Genomic DNA, 18,447 nt, shown 5'->3' with positions numbered 1-18,447 from the left:
TCTTCTACTCTCAAGTTTTAAAAAATAAGTCCGATGCCAAAAGGCATCGGACTTATTTTTTAAACTTGATGGCTATGATAAAGAAAGCTACTTATTTTGTTGAAACATTTACGAATCTGTTAAATAAAGTTCGTAATGTGAATCTCGTGACATTTTCCAAAGAGGCAGAACAAGCAGCTAAGGAGATCCGGACGTTTAAATTAAATATTATACAGAAACAGTTGGAAGGGAAAATTACAATTCATTTTACGCCGACTTTTATTAATCATATGGTAAACGAAGTGGAAGAGTATATAACGGTTTTAGAGTTTTTGAAGAAGGGGGAAATTCCACCTGTTTTTCATGAACTTCATTATCATCTCGTTTGGTTAACAGATGCAGCTGGTCATGCAGGCTCTATTTCTGGTGGGTTAGATCTTGTTGAAAAAAGATTAAAAGAGAAAAGCGAAGAATTTACGAAGCATTTTGAACAATTTTACTTAAAGGCGGTTGAGATGACTGGATATTTACGAACAGAGTTTCATCATTTTCCTGCATTAAAGAAGTTTACAAAAGATGTTTCACTTGAACTAAAATTATTTTCACATTTTTTACATGAAGTGGAAGAACTCGAGTTATCAAATGAAGTATTAAGTGTATTATCAGCGAGAATGGCAGATCATATGGCAAGGGAAGAATGTTATTATTTATTAAAATTAGCTCAATCATCTGGACTCGAAATGCCGAAATGTAATCCGCTTTAAAGAAAAAGAGGTCAATTTTATTTGGCCTCTTTTTCTGTTTTATTGTCTCTTTTTATTTTTGCTTGTTCAATACTTGTTTGTAATGTCTCCATAATATTGATGATGTTTGGAGCAGGAGAGATTGTTTCCGTTTTTTCCTGTTGTTCAATTTTCTCTTCGATTAATTCGGTAAGGGCTTCTTTATACTCATCTGTATACATTTCTTGTTCAAAAGGATTTGTAAGGTGGTGAATTAAGTTGATTGCTGCGGTGAGTTCTTGTTTTTGGATAGGATAATTTTCATTACTTGGTAAGTTAGGTGTATTTGTTATATCGCGAATTTCATTAGGGTAGTGAATAGTTTGCAACATAAGTCCATCTTCAAAGTTACGGATAATAGCTAAATGTTGTTTTTTTCTAATGGAAATATGGATAAGACCAAGTTTATTTGTACGCTCAAGGGCTTCTTTTAATAATAAATACGATTTTTCATGTCCCGGGGTAGGGCCTATAAAATAAGAGCGGTCATAGAGAATAGAATCAATTTCGTTATTTTGAACAAAAGATATAATACGAATAGATCGTGGTTCGTGAGCTTTTTGCAACGCAGCTAATTCTTTTTCATCCATAATAATGTATTTATGGGGGGCGTATTCATAGGCTTTTACAATATCTTTATCATCGACTTCTTCATCCGCACAATCGGGAGCGAATTTTTTATATTTAATAGGTGTTAAGCATTCTTTATGGAGACTTAAAAATTTTATATCGTTTTCTTCTACGGCGCTATATAGTTTAATTCCTATATTTAATAGTCCAAGTGAAAGTGCACCTTTCCATACGGTATGCAAATGAAATCTCTCCTTTCATTCAAAAATGATTATGTATATTATGAGATAGTAAGAAATTTCCTATACGTTTTTTGTTTTTTACAGAAGGGATTGGAATATAAAATATATTGACAAGCCCTCTAAAATATTTTAATGTGATTGTATAAAATTGTGTATATAAAGGGGAGTAACTTATTACAGTAAAGTCGTCATTACAGGGAGAAACCCTCGGCTTTATTGGCAACGTTTCGTTGTTAGTGAGACCTTTACCAGCAATGGTAAAGGCCCCTTATTGTCTTTTTTAGGACCCTTACCATATTTGGTAGGGGCCTTTTTGTATACAAAGAGAGGAGAAATAAAAATGAAAAAACTTATTAGTAGATTAAGAGTTGTATTTCATGTTCGCCGATTTGTTCCATTCCTATTTGACTTTTTTACTTCAAAAGAGGTTTCAATAAAGAAGAAAATCTTATCCATTGCTTTTTTAGTTGGTTATGTAGCGATGCCTCTCGATTTAATTCCAGACTTCTTACCGTTCATCGGTATTTTAGATGATATTGGGATTGTGTTATTTATTTTGAACCGAATTGTAAAAATGGCGCCAGTTCAATTACAAGAAAAGCATAACGTAAATGTAGGATAGGAGTTAAAATATGGAGCAAATTATTTTAGATATAATTGAGTTTTTAAAGCAGTTTTCTTATTTTGGAGTTGTATTGGCTTTAACGTTTGAATTTATTCCCGCAGAAGTTGTTTTGCCTATGGTTGGATATTGGGTGTACGAGGGTGATATGAATTTTTGGCTAGCTGTATTAGCTGGAACGCTTGGTGGAACGACAGGACCGTTAACGTTATACGCACTCGGTTATTACGGTGGTCGTCCTCTATTAATAAAGTACGGGAAATACTTCTTTATTAAAGAAGAACAAATCCAAAAAGCAGATGATTTCTTTGAGAAATATGGACCAGTTGTAGCATTTGTTGGACGCTTTGTACCTGGCGTTCGAACGCTTATTTCTGTTCCATGTGGTATGGCGAAAATGAACATATGGAAATTTAGTATATATACATTTGTAGCAATGTTCCCGTTAACAACTTTATATGTCTATTTTGGAATGAAATTAGGTCCGCATTGGGAAAAAGCGGCGGATGTTGTGGGGCAATATATGCTACCGATATTACTAGTCGTCGTTATCGTTGTCGGTGGTATTTTAATCTATAAATTTATGAAGAAAAGGAACAGAACGGAATCTATTTAGTCATTTGAATATTTTTTGAAAATAAATGAATAGTACAGGCAAAAGACTCTGAAGGACATACACATATAGGGAATATAAAAGAGAGAGGGGAAACAACTATGTCTTGTGAGTGCTCAGGGGCAGCATTAACTTGTTGTCCAGATAAAAATTATGTACAAGATAAAGTGTGTAGTCCGTGGTCTGCTACTGTAGTTGCAACAGCAATTGATAATGTTCTCTATACAAATAATATTAACCAAAACGTAGTGGGGACTGGTTTTGTTAAATATGATGTTGGACCAGGACCAATTACTGTAGAGGCGCTTGATTCTGCTGGTACTGTAATAGATACACAAACATTAAACCCAGGAACGAGTATCGGGTTTACGTATCGGCGTTTTGACATTATACAAGTTGTGTTACCTGCAACACCTGCTGGAACGTATCAGGGAGAATTTTGTATTACAACACGTTATCCACTTTCATAGCAGAATAGGAGAGGATCAAAATGGGAATAAGAAGTTCCAGTTTGTCTTGTTGTTCTAATAAAACGCTTGTACAAGATCAAGTATGTACAGACTGGTCTATTACAGGTGCTGGTACTCAAATTGTATATACAAATAATATTACGCAAGAAGTATATGGTTCAGGTTACGTGAAATATGATGTAGGTGCGGCTCCAATTACAGTTGATTTTTTAGTAGGTGCTACAGTAATTGATACAATTACCGTACAACCACAAAGTAGTGGTACTTTCACTGTACGATATTTTACGACTGTTCGAATTACTACAACAGGAACAACTGTTAATCAAGGTGAGTTTTGTATTACAGTACGTTATCCGATTTCATAAAAAAACATACCGCAAATGGTATGCTTTTTTAATTGAGGAAGTAATAAGATTGGTATTTTATAAACAACATGTAAATTGGCAACAGTACTTGCCTTCTAAATATAGTGAAGGGTTATGTTGGATATTAGCAATATTAACTGACTGTAAGTCTTTTCCTGTGTACGATATTGTATTACCAGGAAACACAGTGAAAATATTGGTTACTGCTCCAACGATTTCAATGGTAATTGCTTCTGTGCTGCTAGTACTATTGTAAACCGAGACAGTGCCTGATATAGGCAGCATTCCATCACTTTGCCACAGTATCATCGATTGTGATTCATCTTTGGCGGAGGGAATGTTGTTATTCGTTATAAGGAAATTTCCTGCAAATTCATTTGTTACTCGCTCGCAATCTGGATCTGGAGGAGGGGGAGGTGGACAAGGATCTGGGCAAATGATAGACAAAGGAGCAAAACAGCCAATGTTTTTTTATTCTTCAATACACCCCCCTCCTTTTTAAGTAGTCTTTTACTACTATTAAATGTGGAAGCATGGCCGATGTGTTAAAAAAAGAAGAAATTGTTAAAAATTAAGATTGTCTAATAGGCTGAAACCTTAAATTATTATTCATGTTATAGAAAAGATTATATGTGAATAGACATGGGAAAAGAATGCTCAGACTCTTTTAGACAAAAAGTGGTTGTATACAATAGTAAGAAGAAAGTTGAACTTAACCTTTAATTAACTGTATATTTACAAAAATCTAATAAAATTCATTTGTTATTTAAACGACATTAATATGCTTTAGATAAAATATCCCTTGTAATGAATCGATTATTATGAGGAGGATTCACGTGGACAGAATGGTTTTGCGAAAAGTAAAAGGTCTTATTGGATTATTAATGGTTTTTGTATTAGCATTTGTATCATTTCCGTGGGGTACATCAATTAAAGCGGAAGAGAAGAAGCAAGAAAAGGCACCGAGTGAGAAGAAGATCGTTTTTCCGGTTGTAAGTGATGTACATATTAAGAATAGTGGAACAGATGATACGTTTCGCTGGAAACGAGCAATCGAGCAACTGAATACACTTGCACCTAAACAAGATGCGTTTGTAATTGTGGGAGATTTTACTGATTCAGGATCACTGCAACAATATGATCGTTTCATGCAAGTGTATAATGAAAATGCAAATAAAGATGCAGTGCGAATGAATTCTCTAGGAAATCATGATTATTGGAACGGTTTATCTGTAGAGGGCGCACAGAAGCGTTTCTTAGAAAAGACAGGAATGGAATCAATTTATTATCATAAAGTGGTAAAAGGGTATCACTTCCTTGTTATGTCTCCAGAGGACGGGACAACTCATGGATATTATTCGGACAAGCAAATTAACTTGGTTAAAAGAAGAAATGGCAAAGGCACAAAAAGATGATCCAGAAAAACCAATTTTCGTATTTTTACACCAACACATTAAAGAGACAGTTTACGGTAGTCATGAATGGGGAACAAAAGATAGCGCAAAAATTAATACGGTATTAAAAGAATATCCGCAGGCTATTACGTTTTCAGGTCATTCACATTATCCGTTAGATGATCCAAGATCGATTCATCAAAAAGACTTTACATCAGTTGGTACATCTTCTATAAGTTACATGGAAGTTGAAGGTGGTAAAGTACAAGGGAATATCCCGCCAGGAGCTAGCACATTAAGCCAAGGCTTATTAGTAGAAGTAGACGATAAAGAAGTAACGATCAATCGCCGTGATTTCCATACAAATTCTTGGACAGGCGAGCCTTGGAAAATTAAATTACCAGCAAAGAAAGACACATTTACACATATAGAAGATCGTGATAAAGAAAAGCCATACTTTGCTAAGGATGCAAAGCTTGCGGTATCAAATGTAACAGAAAATGCGGCAACAGTAACATTTCCACAAGCATTGGACAACCTTCTTGTACATTCTTATCGTGTACAAGCTAGAGATAAGCAAACGGGAGAAATAAAGAATAAATTGTTAGCATTCTCAGAGTTTTATCGTGATCCAGTGCCGAAAGATCTTACGTTTACGCTTGCAGGGTTAGATGGTGGAAAAACATATATGCTTGAAGTAGTTGCAATCGATTCGTTCGGTAATGAAAGTGCGCAGCCGTTAACGGCAGAAGTTACTACGAAAAAAGATAATATTGATCCGAATGTAAAAGTGCCAAAGGCTGATGTTTTCGATGTGAACTTTGCAGATGGTACATTTAAAGACAATTCACCATTTGCTACAAAAGGTGATGTGAAGGGCAATGTGACTATTGAATATGATAAAGCATTGAAAAAGAATGTTATGAAATTAAACGGAAAAGCAAACACATTTGGATACCTTCCATTTTCAGCAGCACAAAAAGAGAAAGTAGCAAATACGTTCACGCTAGAAACTGTATTTTCAATGAATGAAATTCGCGGACAAGGTATTTTGCAAAATACAGAGAGTGGCGGAATTGGTTTTGAATCTACAGGAAGTGGATATGTTGAATTATGGGCTCACATTGGCGGCAGTTATAAACGCGTTGGCGTTCAATTAGAAGCAAACAAAACATACCACTTAACAGGAACGTATAACGGAAGCGAAGTAGCTATTTATGTCGATGGTAAAAAAGTAAATAGCCAACCAGCTACAGGGAAAGTGTCTCATCCGAACGTACCATTTGCATTTGGAGCTGACCCTGATAGCAAAGGAAATGGTGGTATTCCGTTGAACGGACAAATTGCGCTTGCGAGATTATATAGTAAAGCGTTAAGTTCTTCAGAAGTATTAGCGGCGCACAATGAGTTTTCTAACCGCACAAAGTTAGAGCAAGTGAACGCGTTATATGAAGAGCTTGGAAAAGTGAAAGAAGTGTTAGCTGGTACGTATGAATTTGGTGATAAGCCAGGTCAATATTCAAAGGAAGCATTTCAAGAATTAGAGAAAAGCTATAATAATGCAAAGCAAGCATTTGAAAATGTAGGGAGTACGGGAGAGCAAATCGTTCAAACGTATAACGAATTAAAAACAGCTAATGTAACATTTGTACAATCTAAAGTAGTAGAACAACCGAAAACACCGAAAGAAAAATTACAAATCAATATTGAATCTGCAAAAGCAGTAGTGAAAAAAGCGCAAGATGCAAATGTAACGGACGGTTCAGTGAAAGCACTGAGTCAAAAAATTACAGTGGCCGAAGCTGTAGTGAAAGATGTAAAAGTAAAAGATGCACAGGTAGAAACGATGAATCGTACATTAGAGTATACGATTTCACTTGTTGAAAAAAGCATAAACAAATAAGAGAGAAGAAAAGAAGCTTATCATGATAGGCTTCTTTTTTGTTATACTAAAAATAGCATAGAAAAAAGGAGCGAATAATTTGGAAGAGAAAAAGCTAAAAAGAATTCTTGAATATGTATGGATCGCGGTTGTGCTCCTTGTAGGATATTATTTCTTAAAAGAAAAAAGTATATGGGTTCTATTTTTAATGACGTTTTTATTAGCAGGTTTAGGCACGTTATTTATTAACTTCTTTTTTGATAGTTTAAATGCATGGAAGAAGAAAAAGAAGGGAACGAAGTAAAGGAGGGAATATATGCAAAAGTGGAAGCTTATATATCAGGTGATTATTTTTCTATTGCTTGTAGGTATTGGCGTTTTTAAATACGCAACACCAATAGGAAATTGGGCATCGTTTACAGCTTGCATCGGCATATTTTTCATTTTACAATCGTTAACGAAAAAATATAATAGTATAGAAAGATAGCTCGCCGCTAAAACGGCGAGCTATTTTGTTATGCTTTTTTCTTTTCATCATTCGTTTTTTCGGTAGCTAAGTGACTATGCTTTCTAGAGTAGAAGAAATAGAAGCATAAGCCGACTATAAGCCAAACGGCAAAGCTAATCCATGTTGTTTTAGACAAATTGATCATTAAATATAAGCAACAAAGAATTGCGACAACTGGTAGTACAGGTACGAAAGGTGTGCGGAATCCGCGTTTTAAGTCAGGGTGTGTTTTTCGTAAAATAAGTACTGCGCAGCAAACGAATGTAAAGGCTGTTAATGTCCCGATGTTTACTAAGTTCGCTAATACATGCAGGTCTAAAAGTCCTGCTAATAAAGCGGCAACAACACCAGTAATCCACGTATTTAATAAAGGGATTTTCACTCTTTTATTTACACGTGCTAACGCTTTTGGAAGTAAACCGTCACGGCTCATCGCATACGAAACGCGAACTTGTCCATACATAACGACTAAGAGAACGGTCGTCATTCCAGTCATCGCTCCAACAGCGAGTAGTCCTGCAATTGTATCCTCGCCAACGAAATGTAAGGCAAATGCAACTGGATCAGAAACATCTAATTGTGTATAAGGAACCATACCTGTTAAAACGAAAGATACAATCATATATAAAACAGTACAAATAAGAAGGGAACCGATAATGCCAATTGGTAAATCGCGCTGTGGTTTTTTCGTTTCTTCCGCAGCAGTTGCGATTGCATCAAAGCCTAAGAAGGCGAAGAATACAGTGGTAGCTCCAGTAATAATACCGTCGTATCCGAATGGAATGAACGGCGTCCAATTTTCAGGCTTTACATATTTTGCACCTGCTACGATAAAGGCGATAATAACAGCTAGCTTGATAAGAACCATAATATTATTAATGCGTGCGCTTTCGCGTATACCAAAACTTAAAAGGCCAGTAATGATGAGTAAAATACAAACAGCTGGTAAATCGATGAGACCACCTTTTCCTACGCCAGGTGCTGAGGCGACTATGGCGGGCAGATGGACGTTAAATCCTTGTAGTAAAGATTGTAAATAACCAGACCAACCGACAGCTACTGCTGCGACTGCAAGTAAATATTCGAGCATTAAACACCATCCGACGATGAAGGCGACGACTTCACCGACTGTCATGTATGCGTAAGTATACACACTTCCTGAGACAGGAATAGAAGAAGCAAATTCAGCATAACAAAAGGCTACACAAGCACAAGTAAATGCAGCAATAAGAAATGATAGCATAATACCAGGACCAGAATGTTTCGCTGCAACAATACCTGTTAATACAAATATACCTGTCCCAATTACGGCGCCAATTCCTAAAAACGTTAAATCAAGTGCGGTTAATGTTCTCTCTAACTGCCGTGGTGATTCAGTACTAAGCGCTTTTTTTCGTAATAATGACTTCACTTTGGACTCTCCCCCCGTTTTTTCATTTCCATAACTGTGAATGTAGTATGAGCCCACTAGAAAAGAGTATGTAAGTAAATGGAGGTACAGTTATGGTGCATAGTTTTTTAAAATTGCTGGATTAATCTTAATATAATTCAGAATATTTTGTTAAATAAAATATGACAAATAAAATGCAGATGAATAGGAGAAACTACTTGCAGGAATGGACGAGGGTTATAAATTTACTTTGGATGGAGAAAACCCACTGATCAAAGTTAAAGTAGGAGAAGATGTTATGTTATTTTATTTTGAACTTGTCGTCATTTTACTTTGTACGAAATTAGCTGGTGATATTAGCGTGAGGCTTGGCCAGCCTTCTGTACTTGGTAAATTAATTATCGGTATTATTATCGGTCCAGCTGTACTTGGTATTATAAATAGTTCTGAATTAATCGATGAATTGAGTGAGATTGGTGTTTTACTACTTATGTTTATGGCTGGACTTGAAACAGATTTAGAAGAGTTAAATCGGAATTTGAAATCGTCATTTGCAGTAGCAGCTGGTGGAATTATTTTTCCTTTCATCGGTGGTTATGTAACAGGATTGCTGTTTGGATTAATACAATCTCATGCCATTTTTTTAGGATTATTACTTTGCGCAACGTCAGTTAGTATTACAGTGCAAACGCTAAGAGATTTAGGGAAAATGAATACGAGAGAAAGTACAACGATTTTAGGTGCTGCCGTATTTGATGACGTCATCGTCGTTATTTTATTAGCGTTTGTTATGAGCTTTTTAGGAACGCAAGATGTGAATATAACACTTGTTATCGTAAAGAAAATTATCTTCTTTGTTAGCATTGTTTTTATTGCATGGAAAGTTGTTCCTTGGATTATGAAAATGCTCGTGCCGCTTCGTGTAACAGAAGCGTTAATTAGCGCGGCTCTTATTATTTGCTTCTCTTTTTCTTATTACAGTGAAATGATGGGAATTGCAGGCATTATTGGAGCATTTGCAGCCGGAATTGCCATTTCTCAAACAGAGTATAAGCACGAAGTAGAACATAAAATTGAACCGATTGCGTATGCAATATTTGTACCGGTGTTCTTCGTAAGTATCGGAATGGAAATTACATTTCAAGGTATCGGAAGCCAACTTTGGTTCATTATCATCATGACGCTTATTGCGATTTTCACAAAGTTAATTGGATCCGGTTTAGGAGCAAGACTAACAGGATTCAATCTTCAATCTTCTATTAGTATCGGTGCGGGAATGGTATCGCGTGGTGAAGTAGCACTTATCATCGCAGCGAATGGACTTACGGCGAATTTATTAGCGAAAGAAAATTTCACAGCGATTGTTATTGTTGTTATATTGACAACGATTATTACCCCGCCGCTTTTGAAGAAGTATTTTGTATAGAGAGGAAGAGCTTACCTGATGTAGGTAAGCTCTTTTTTATTGGAACAAGCAATAGTCATGTGGCATGAAAGGTTTGTAATTATGGTAAAATCTATGTATGTGATATGACAAGGAGAGGGATGTGTTTGAGGATTACGAAGGAAAAGATTATAGGTGTAATTATACTTCTTTTATTGTGCATACCATTTACTGCATGGAAAGAATCAAAACTGAAAGATTTTCCGGTTTCTATTTTCTCGGAAGAAGCAGATGGTGAGTACGATCAGAAGCTGAAATATACTGCTTTTTTACCTGATGTTGCGATTTGGATGAACGGTTGGGAAAAGAAGTGGACAGAAGGGGAAAGAACTGTTTATCAAAAAGGGAATCGCATTGTAAATGTGTTTCATCCTCCTGGCGATGATGGTTTTTACCTTCTTGAAGCAAGAGAAAATAAGTGAACGCAACCGTAAGAAGTGGAGGTTAAATAGTGAAAGCTTCAACATTACTATTTAAAATTGAAAGTAATATGGATCAATTTTCACCAGCTGAAAAAAAGGTTGCCATGTACATAATGGAGAATGCAGAGATTGTTCCGAACTTAACGACGAAAGAAGTGTCAACGAATGCAGGTGCAAGTGAAGCGAGTGTTGTTCGTTTTTGTAAGTCGATTGGGATTGGGAGCTTTAAAGCATTTAAAATCGCGCTCGTTCGTGAATTAACGATTGCTGATTATAATATTAATGATTTTTCAGTGATGAATACGGAAGATGGCCCGTACGACTTGTTTAATAAAGTTACGTATGTGAATAAAGCTGCAATTGAGGCGAGCGTGACGGCTATTGATAAGAAGGAGCTTGAGAAAGCAGCGGATCGTATTGTAAATGCGGATAAAATTATATTTTACGGAGTAGGTGGATCAGCAACTCCAGCAATGGACGGGGCTTATAAATTTACAAGACTCGGATTTACTGCAATGATGCTATCTGATTTTCATATGATGTTGCCGCTTGTGACGAATTTAAAAGAAGGCGATATATTTGTGGCGATTTCAACATCTGGTCGTACGAAAGATGTACTTGAAATGGCGCAATATGCGAAGAGACAGGGTGCAACAGTTATTGCGATTACAAAGCTTGATCAATCATCACCGTTATATAAAGAGGCGGATATTCGTCTTTGTATGCCAGATGTAGAACAAGATCATCGCATTGCAAGTATTGCTTCAAGAATGACGCAATTGAACATGATAGATGCTCTATATGTGATTACCTTTAATCGCATTGGTAATAAAGTGCTAGATCAATTTATGGATACAAGAGAAGAAGCTTTGCGATTACGGAAGCTGAAATGAAAAGATGGGGAAACCCATCTTTTTTGCATACGGACGGACATAAATTCGTCATGAAAAGAAATTAAATTTCATAAAATAATAAAGTGATATTGATTTTAAATTTCTTAAAGTTATAATGAAAGTATGAAATTAAATTTCAAAGTAGGTGGGAATATGTTAGAAAATTTATCGACAGAACATCGCAATGAGAAGACGATGAATTTAGATGAGATGAGCATAAAAGAAGTTTTGCAAAGTATGAATGAAGAAGATCGAACTGTTGCATTAGCAGTTGAAAATGAAATAGAACAAATTGAAAAGGTTGTAGGGGCTGTTATTCAATCTTTCGAAGAAGAGGGCCGATTAATTTACATTGGGGCTGGTACGAGTGGCCGTTTAGGTATTTTGGACGCAGTGGAATGTCCGCCGACATTTGGCACAGACGATAAAATGGTGCAAGGATTTATAGCAGGTGGATTGAAAGCGTTTACTAAAGCGGTAGAAGGTGCAGAAGATCGCGAAGAATTAGCAGAAGAAGATTTGAAAAGTATTGGATTAAATGAGAAAGATACAGTGATTGGAATTGCAGCAAGTGGTCGAACTCCTTATGTTATTGGTGGCTTGAAGTACGCGAATAGCGTAGGAGCGAGTACAGCTAGTATCTCCTGTAATAAAAATGCTGAAATAAGTAAATATGCAAAACTAAACGTGGAAGTAGAAACAGGCGCAGAAATTTTAACAGGATCAACGCGTTTGAAAGCTGGTACAGCGCAAAAACTAGTGCTGAATATGATTTCAACAGCTTCTATGATTGGTGTTGGAAAAGTATATAAAAATTTAATGGTAGATGTTCAATCTACAAATGAAAAGTTAATAGAACGATCAAAACGAATTATTGTGGAAGCAACAGGGGTTAGTTATGAAGTAGCAGCAGAGCATTATGAAAAAGCAGAACGTAACGTGAAAGCTGCGATTGTTATGGTGTTATTGCAGTGTGAGTATGGGGAAGCACTGGAGAAACTAAAAGAAGCAAAAGGGTTTGTGAAGAAGGCACTATAAATAATAGGGAGGGGGATTCTATTATGAGGAAAGAAGAGAGAATGGCGAAAGAAATTTCAGAGCAACTTGGGGGAATAAAAAATATTCGTGGCATCGCTCATTGTATGACGAGACTACGATTAACGCTTCATGATGAAAGTAAAGTGAACATGGACCTTTTAAAAAAGGTTGAAGGGGTTATGGGCGTTATTGAAGATGAGACGCTTCAAGTTGTCGTTGGTCCGGGAACGGTAAATAAAGTAGCAGCAGAGATGGAAGGTTTAACGGGACTGCGAATTGGTGAGGTGGCAGATCATCACCTTGAAGATCTTGGGCAAGAGATGTAGTCAGAGATGAAGAAGAAAAATAATACACCGGTGAAAAACTTTTTAAGAAAAATAGGAAGTATTTTCATTCCGTTAATTCCGGGTCTTGTTGCGTCAGGTATTATAAACGGGGTTGCTAACTTTGCGAAAAACGCAGGTGCTGATCCGAATGCAACGTGGCTACAAATGTTATTACTTATTGGCGGCGGTATCTTTACATTCTTAGGCATTTTAGTCGGCTGGAATACAGCGAAAGAGTTTGGCGGGACTCCAGTTCTTGGGGCGATTGCTGGTATTTTAATTTTTAACCCGGCGATGGCGAATGTAAAATTATTCGGTGAAGCGCTCGTACCCGGACGGGGCGGATTGTTTGCCGTTATTTTTGCAGCGTGGCTTATGGTTGTAGTGGAAAGACAAGTTCGAAAAGCTGTACCAAATGCAGTTGATATTATTGTAACGCCGCTTATTACTGTGTTAGTCGTAAGTATCGTAACGATGTTAGCAATTCAGCCGGTAGCAGGTTTCTTATCTGAAGGAATTACGAGCGGAATTAATGGTATTTTAAGTATTGGCGGAGCGTTTGCTGGGGCAGTACTTGCTGGAACATTTTTACCGCTCGTTATGGTCGGATTACATCACGGTTTAACACCGATTCATATGGAGTTTATTAATCAAACGCACGTAACGCCTTTATTACCGGTACTTGCAATGGCTGGCGCTGGGCAAGTAGGAGCAGCGATTGCTATTTTTGTAAAAACAAAAAACAAACGACTGCGTAACGTAATTAAAGGGGCATTACCAGTTGGATTTTTAGGAATTGGTGAATCGTTATTATATGGGGTTACATTACCACTGGGAAAACCGTTTCTTACAGCTTGTTTAGGAGCAGCAGTTGGCGGTGCGTTCCAAGCAGTTATGAAAACAGCTGCACTCGGAATTGGTGTATCAGGATTATCATTAATTCCGTTAATTGCTGATAATAAATATTTATTATATTTCCTTGGATTAGTAGTGGCATATACGTTCGGATTCATCTTTACGTACTTCTTCGGATTTAAAGAAGAAATGGCAGAAAACATATAGAGAAAGGGATTCCTTTCTCTTTTTCTATTTATAGAAAGGGAGATTCATATGATTGGAGTTTCAATTTACCTTGCAAAAGAACGAGTAAAGAAGCAAGAAGAGTGGCTAAAAGTAGCGAAGGAAAACGGGTTTTCATCTATTTTTACATCATTGCACATTCCTGAAGATGACCCTGGTACGTATAAAGAGCTAATTCAAATGCTTGGGAAACAAGCTCTTGAAAATAACATGGAATTAATGGTCGATGTTTCTCCAAAATCGTTACACCATTTAGGGATGACGTATGAAAATGTGGAGGATCTACTGGACTGGGGCATTACAGGCTTAAGAATGGACTACGGCATTGCGCCAAAAGAAATCGCACGCGTATCTCACAAGATGAAAGTAGCTTTAAATGCGAGCACGATTACAGATTCATTTTGGAAAGAGTTAATTACTGAAAAGATACGGGTCGAGAATGTAGAAGCGTGGCATAATTTTTACCCGCGTCCAGAAACAGGACTAGCAAAGTCCTTTTTACAAAAACAAAACCAATACTTGCATGAGTGCGGAATAAAAACGATGGCATTTATTCCAGGGGATGGGGAGAAACGGGGCCCGTTATATGAAGGCTTACCAACGTTAGAAAAGCACCGCAATATGCGCCCGCTTGAAGCGTATTTAGAACTTGTACAAGATTGTGGTGTCGATAAAGTGTTAATCGGGGATATAAGCGGAAGTGTAGAAAGTGTACAAGAGATAGCGAGTGCGAGTAGAGGGATTATTCCGCTGCGGTACAAATCGTTTATAACTGATAAAGAAGTATTAAAAATAGTGGAACGAGTGCATACAAATAGGCTGGATCCAGCCCGTGATGTCATTCGCTCAGTAGAATCGCGAGAAGAACATAAAGTGATTTTACAGCCGATGCATACAATTACAAGAAAGAAAGGCAGCATTACAATTGATAATGAATTGTACGGTAGATATGCAGGAGAGATGCAAGTTGCTATACATGATTAGCATGCAGATGAGAAAGTGAACGTTGTTGGCATGGTTGTAGAAGAGGATATTTCTTTATTGCCGTATGTTGGCGCTGGAAAAATGTTTCAAATTTCTTGTGTAATAGAGTAAAAGCCTGAATTAGCGCTATTTTGTAAGAAAACATTATCCGTAAAAGGGATAATGTTTTTTGTTTTCTTTAAAAAAGTATTTGACGAATGAAATGAAATACCGTATTGTTTTGACTTGTAAATAAAAGTTCACCATAACAAAACAAAAAGGAGAGTTCAAAATGAATCAATACATTGGTAACTTAATTATTCGTATCGTGTTAGGAGTAACGTTCTTTGCACATGGTTTAGCGAAGTTTCAATCAGGTATCGATAACGTAGCAGGCTGGTTTACAAGCATTGGCTTACCAGGTGGTCTTGCATATGGCGTAGCAACAGTTGAATTAGTTGGTGGTATATTATTAATTATCGGTTTAGGCGTAAGATATGTAGGATTGTTATTCGCTCTTATTTTAGCTGGAGCTATCGTAAAGGTAAATGGAGCAGCAGGTTTATTAGGAGATGGAAAGAATCCAGGATATGAATTAGACCTTGCATTATTATCAATGGGTGCGTATTTATTCGTTGTAAAAGCAGAAGGATATGTAGATCGTTTTTTAAAAGAGAAAGTAATGAAAACGAAGTAGATTTTATTTATAAATTGTTGACTTGAATCATTATTGTAACTATAATAATTACAACTAATAGATTAAGAATAAAATAATTTAAATATTTTTTTGCACAAGTTGTAACTAACTTCATTACAACTTGTGCAAAAAATAAAACGGGAGGAAGTAACATGTCTAAATCAAATTTAGAAATAATTCGAAGTACATATGAAGGATCAGCTTCTTCGAATGCAAAACATTTAGCGGAAGCCCTCTCTGAAAAAGTAGAATGGACAGAGGCAGAAGGATTCCCATACGGGGGAACTTATATAGGTGTAGAAGCAATAATGGAAAATGTATTTAGCCGATTAGGATCAGAATGGGATGATTATAAAGCAAGTGTAAATACATATCATGAAGTAAGCGGAAAAGATGTAATTATTGCTGAAGGTATGTATTCAGGAGTTTATAAAGAAACGGGAAAATCATTTGAAGCAGAATTTGTTCATATATGGCAACTTGAGGACGGAAAAATTGTGAAGTTTAAGCAATATGTAGATAGTCATCTTGTTAGAGAAGCGATGAAGAGTTAATGCTTTTTAAATGGGGCGTAGGTATATGCATTACAATTATAATAATTTTCTCGTCTATAGTTGGCGGAAAGAAATTGCTTGCATATGTGGAAAAAGAAAATAAAAATATTCAAACCCAGCAAGTGGCAAACGAAAAAGAGAAGAAAGTTGCAGAAGAATCTCCGCAAGTTAGTGAAGGTGAAATTATTTCTACTATGCACAAAATGGTACACCAAAAGGTAAAATCCTCTGAAAAATGGGGATTTGTAGAAATGACAAACAAGGAAATTTCTAATGTGAAAAGAGATATTGAAAATAGCACAGATTTTCAATATAAAATGAAGTTATTTTCTATTATAAATAGATGGGAAAAAGGAGATTTTTCTCAAACTGTTGAGGAGCATAACTTTTTATGGAGCCTTCAAGGTGGAGATACTGGCAAGGCGACGGAACGTTTATCGCCAGAAGAGGAAAAGCAGTATATAAAAGAAATGAAGAGAAAATAAAAACATCGCCAACCCAGATGACGATGTTTTTTCATTAAGAATGTTTTCGCATTAAAGGTCTAACAGGCTGAACGGCAACTGTTTTGAAATGAGAAAATAAATAACATCCTGTCACAACGATCATTGTCCCTAAAATTTGAATCCACGTTAATTCTTCTCCGAGGAAAAGGAATGCTAAAATAGCTGTGAAAATGGGATTGAAGTTTAGAAAAATGCCGGATGTAGTTGCTCCTAATTTTTGTACGCCAACATTCCAAAATACCATACAAAGAACTGTGGAAATGAGTCCAGTATATAAAAGTGATGTTATAAAAGAAGTGTTGATATTTGTAACAGTGAAGCTTCCTATGTTAAATGGCAGTAATAAAATAACGCCGAAAATACCAGAGTAAAGCGTCGCCATAAGCGGTGTCGTTGTTTTTGTTGCCCATTTACTACAAACAGAATACATTCCCCAAATGCAAACAGCGGCAATCATCCATAAGTCACCACTATTAAAATGTAGTGAAAATAAAAGTGCAAAGTTACCTTTTAATAGGACAAGAATAACTCCAAAGAATGAAAGAATCATGGATAGAATTTGAAGTGTATTTACTTTTTCTTTTAGAAATAAGACAGAAAATAGTGCAATAGAAATCGCGTTTAATGTAGAAATAAGCCCTACATTTGTTGCGGATGTTTTTTCTAATGCTAAAAATTGAAAGATGTTAAAAAGAGCAACCCCTGAAATTCCCATCAATATTAACGGAAGTATTGCCGCGCGTGGTGGAATGATTTTCTTTTCTTTAAACCATACCATTGGTAATAAACAAACAATCGCAATCATCCATCTTAAACTTGTAAGTGTCATTGGAGATGCGTGATCAACAAGTGATTTTCCAACGACAAAGTTTCCTCCCCATAATAAGCTCGTTAGTAATAGTAAAAAGACATAAAAATAAGGCATATTAAAATCCCCTTTGTTGTAATCAATGTGAATTGTAAATAATTTTAGCATTTTTCTTTATTGTGTAATATATTCTTTTGTATAATGGATAAAAATCGATAAAATGTTTTGCTATGAATGATATTTAAAGAAGGATGTTCAGTTTTATATAAGTTATAAGGTGTTTTTTCGAATAATCATCGGTAAGAAAAAAGGGGGAATTATAATGGAGTCGTCTGTTATTAAAGTGTTGGATGATCTAGATGTACAAATTTTAGATATATTGCAGAAGGAGTCACAAGTATGTAATGCAGAGCTTGCACGACGTGTTAATTTATCACCAGCTGCAATGCATGCAAGAATAAAAAGATTAGATGGAGAAGGATTCATTGATAAGCAAGTAGCCATTTTAAACCAAGAAAAGCTTGGTTTTGATTTGTTATGCTTCATTTTTATGAGTACGAATATTCATCAATCGGATAAACTTGAAGTGTTGGAAAAAGAATTAGAAGCGATGCCGGAAGTGTTAGAATGTCACTGCTTAACAGGAGAGTATGATTATTTATTAAAGGTTGCAAATCGTGATCGTAAAGAATTAGAGCAGTTTATTAGAAAGCTAAATAAGCTTGGTATTACAAAGATACAGACGAGTTTAGCACTTCGAGAAATTAAATATTCGAACGTATTACCGATACGAAATGAGGAACCGAGCATCGATTAGATTGCTTGGTTTTTGTTTGTATAAAGTGATTGACGAGAAGAAAAGAGAGATGTATTATTATATAAAATTATGTATTAAAATT

19 protein-coding genes and 3 pseudogenes are annotated in these 18,447 nt (G+C 36.0%); 18 read left to right on the top strand and 4 right to left on the bottom strand.

What is annotated here, in order from left to right:
• Positions 1–743, top strand: a 743-nt coding sequence (locus PDQ33_RS07435) for a DUF2935 domain-containing protein (protein WP_270755247.1), incomplete at its 5' end; no start/stop codon positions are given.
• 17 nt (positions 744–760) lie between these two features.
• Here PDQ33_RS07435 and ku read toward each other — a convergent pair.
• On the bottom strand, positions 761–1,573 hold the full coding sequence (gene ku / locus PDQ33_RS07430; protein WP_061131366.1) for a non-homologous end joining protein Ku: 813 nt from the start codon (positions 1,571–1,573) through the stop codon (positions 761–763).
• Positions 1,574–1,913: 340 nt separating this feature from the next.
• Between ku and PDQ33_RS07425 the strand changes: the two genes are divergently transcribed.
• The 4 genes from PDQ33_RS07425 to PDQ33_RS07410 all read left to right on the top strand — a co-directional run bounded on the left by PDQ33_RS07425 (position 1,914) and on the right by PDQ33_RS07410 (position 3,643).
• Positions 1,914–2,195 carry a YkvA family protein gene (locus tag PDQ33_RS07425; RefSeq protein ID WP_000733844.1) on the top strand — a complete coding sequence of 94 codons (282 nt, stop codon included), beginning with the start codon at positions 1,914–1,916 and terminating at the stop codon, positions 2,193–2,195.
• A 10-nt stretch (positions 2,196–2,205) separates the two neighbouring features.
• Positions 2,206–2,811 carry a DedA family protein gene (locus PDQ33_RS07420; protein ID WP_000435019.1) on the top strand — a complete coding sequence of 202 codons (606 nt, stop codon included), beginning with the start codon at positions 2,206–2,208 and terminating at the stop codon, positions 2,809–2,811.
• 98 nt (positions 2,812–2,909) lie between these two features.
• Complete coding sequence (locus PDQ33_RS07415) at positions 2,910–3,278, top strand: DUF3992 domain-containing protein (protein ID WP_001277529.1); 369 nt, start codon at positions 2,910–2,912, stop codon at positions 3,276–3,278.
• A 20-nt stretch (positions 3,279–3,298) separates the two neighbouring features.
• Entirely contained in the window at positions 3,299–3,643 is a 345-nt protein-coding gene (locus tag PDQ33_RS07410; RefSeq protein ID WP_061131367.1) for a DUF3992 domain-containing protein, read from the top strand.
• A 57-nt stretch (positions 3,644–3,700) separates the two neighbouring features.
• Here PDQ33_RS07410 and PDQ33_RS07405 read toward each other — a convergent pair whose 3' ends face one another.
• The gene (locus tag PDQ33_RS07405) at positions 3,701–4,108 is read right to left on the bottom strand and encodes a DUF3992 domain-containing protein (protein ID WP_262726989.1); all 408 of its coding nucleotides are present in this window, start codon (positions 4,106–4,108) and stop codon (positions 3,701–3,703) included.
• Positions 4,109–4,479: 371 nt separating this feature from the next.
• On the opposite strand from PDQ33_RS07405, the pseudogene PDQ33_RS07400 reads away from it, so the two are divergent.
• The 3 genes and pseudogenes from PDQ33_RS07400 to PDQ33_RS07390 all read left to right on the top strand — a co-directional run bounded on the left by PDQ33_RS07400 (position 4,480) and on the right by PDQ33_RS07390 (position 7,406).
• Positions 4,480–6,940 (top strand): annotated as a pseudogene (locus tag PDQ33_RS07400) (LamG-like jellyroll fold domain-containing protein).
• A 79-nt stretch (positions 6,941–7,019) separates the two neighbouring features.
• Positions 7,020–7,223: a hypothetical protein gene (locus PDQ33_RS07395; protein ID WP_000391504.1), complete on the top strand. Its 204-nt coding sequence runs from the start codon at positions 7,020–7,022 to the stop codon at positions 7,221–7,223.
• A 12-nt stretch (positions 7,224–7,235) separates the two neighbouring features.
• The gene (locus PDQ33_RS07390; RefSeq protein WP_061131370.1) at positions 7,236–7,406 is read left to right on the top strand and encodes a hypothetical protein; all 171 of its coding nucleotides are present in this window, start codon (positions 7,236–7,238) and stop codon (positions 7,404–7,406) included.
• Between the two features lie 28 nt (positions 7,407–7,434).
• Here PDQ33_RS07390 and PDQ33_RS07385 read toward each other — a convergent pair whose 3' ends face one another.
• Positions 7,435–8,838, bottom strand: a complete 1,404-nt coding sequence (locus PDQ33_RS07385; RefSeq protein WP_270755244.1) for an amino acid permease — start codon at positions 8,836–8,838, stop codon at positions 7,435–7,437.
• 277 nt (positions 8,839–9,115) lie between these two features.
• Here PDQ33_RS07385 and PDQ33_RS07380 point away from each other — a divergent pair, with 277 nt between their 5' ends.
• From PDQ33_RS07380 to PDQ33_RS07340, 9 genes and pseudogenes are all read left to right on the top strand, one after another.
• Positions 9,116–10,243: a cation:proton antiporter gene (locus PDQ33_RS07380; protein ID WP_000899800.1), complete on the top strand. Its 1,128-nt coding sequence runs from the start codon at positions 9,116–9,118 to the stop codon at positions 10,241–10,243.
• Between the two features lie 125 nt (positions 10,244–10,368).
• On the top strand, positions 10,369–10,683 hold the full coding sequence (locus tag PDQ33_RS07375) for an outer surface protein (protein ID WP_071741523.1): 315 nt from the start codon (positions 10,369–10,371) through the stop codon (positions 10,681–10,683).
• Positions 10,684–10,712: 29 nt separating this feature from the next.
• On the top strand, positions 10,713–11,576 hold the full coding sequence (locus PDQ33_RS07370; RefSeq protein ID WP_000648162.1) for a MurR/RpiR family transcriptional regulator: 864 nt from the start codon (positions 10,713–10,715) through the stop codon (positions 11,574–11,576).
• A 153-nt stretch (positions 11,577–11,729) separates the two neighbouring features.
• Positions 11,730–12,614, top strand: coding sequence for an N-acetylmuramic acid 6-phosphate etherase (gene murQ / locus PDQ33_RS07365; protein ID WP_000892362.1), 885 nt, complete (start codon positions 11,730–11,732; stop codon positions 12,612–12,614).
• 23 nt (positions 12,615–12,637) lie between these two features.
• A pseudogene (locus PDQ33_RS07360) lies at positions 12,638–14,002 on the top strand (PTS transporter subunit EIIC).
• A 48-nt stretch (positions 14,003–14,050) separates the two neighbouring features.
• Positions 14,051–15,123 (top strand): annotated as a pseudogene (locus tag PDQ33_RS07355) (DUF871 domain-containing protein).
• 152 nt (positions 15,124–15,275) lie between these two features.
• Entirely contained in the window at positions 15,276–15,680 is a 405-nt protein-coding gene (locus PDQ33_RS07350; RefSeq protein ID WP_001077751.1) for a DoxX family protein, read from the top strand.
• 152 nt (positions 15,681–15,832) lie between these two features.
• Positions 15,833–16,234 (top strand): nuclear transport factor 2 family protein, encoded by a 402-nt coding sequence (locus PDQ33_RS07345; protein WP_061131375.1) that lies wholly within the window; start codon positions 15,833–15,835, stop codon positions 16,232–16,234.
• Positions 16,234–16,719, top strand: a complete 486-nt coding sequence (locus PDQ33_RS07340) for a PRK06770 family protein (protein ID WP_061131376.1) — start codon at positions 16,234–16,236, stop codon at positions 16,717–16,719. Before PDQ33_RS07345 ends, PDQ33_RS07340 begins: the two co-directional genes overlap by 1 nt.
• A 34-nt stretch (positions 16,720–16,753) precedes the next feature.
• Here PDQ33_RS07340 and PDQ33_RS07335 read toward each other — a convergent pair whose 3' ends face one another.
• Positions 16,754–17,665, bottom strand: coding sequence for a DMT family transporter (locus tag PDQ33_RS07335; protein ID WP_061131377.1), 912 nt, complete (start codon positions 17,663–17,665; stop codon positions 16,754–16,756).
• 205 nt (positions 17,666–17,870) lie between these two features.
• On the opposite strand from PDQ33_RS07335, the gene PDQ33_RS07330 reads away from it, so the two are divergent.
• A complete protein-coding gene (locus PDQ33_RS07330) occupies positions 17,871–18,365 on the top strand; it encodes an Lrp/AsnC family transcriptional regulator (protein WP_270755238.1) in 495 nt (164 codons plus the stop codon).
• Positions 18,366–18,447: the final 82 nt, after the last annotated feature.

The organism is Bacillus cereus group sp. Bc031 (assembly GCF_027716265.1).
Taxonomy (GTDB): Bacteria; Bacillota; Bacilli; order Bacillales; family Bacillaceae_G; genus Bacillus_A; species Bacillus_A paranthracis.
This window is presented reverse-complemented; position numbering and strand designations above follow the sequence as displayed.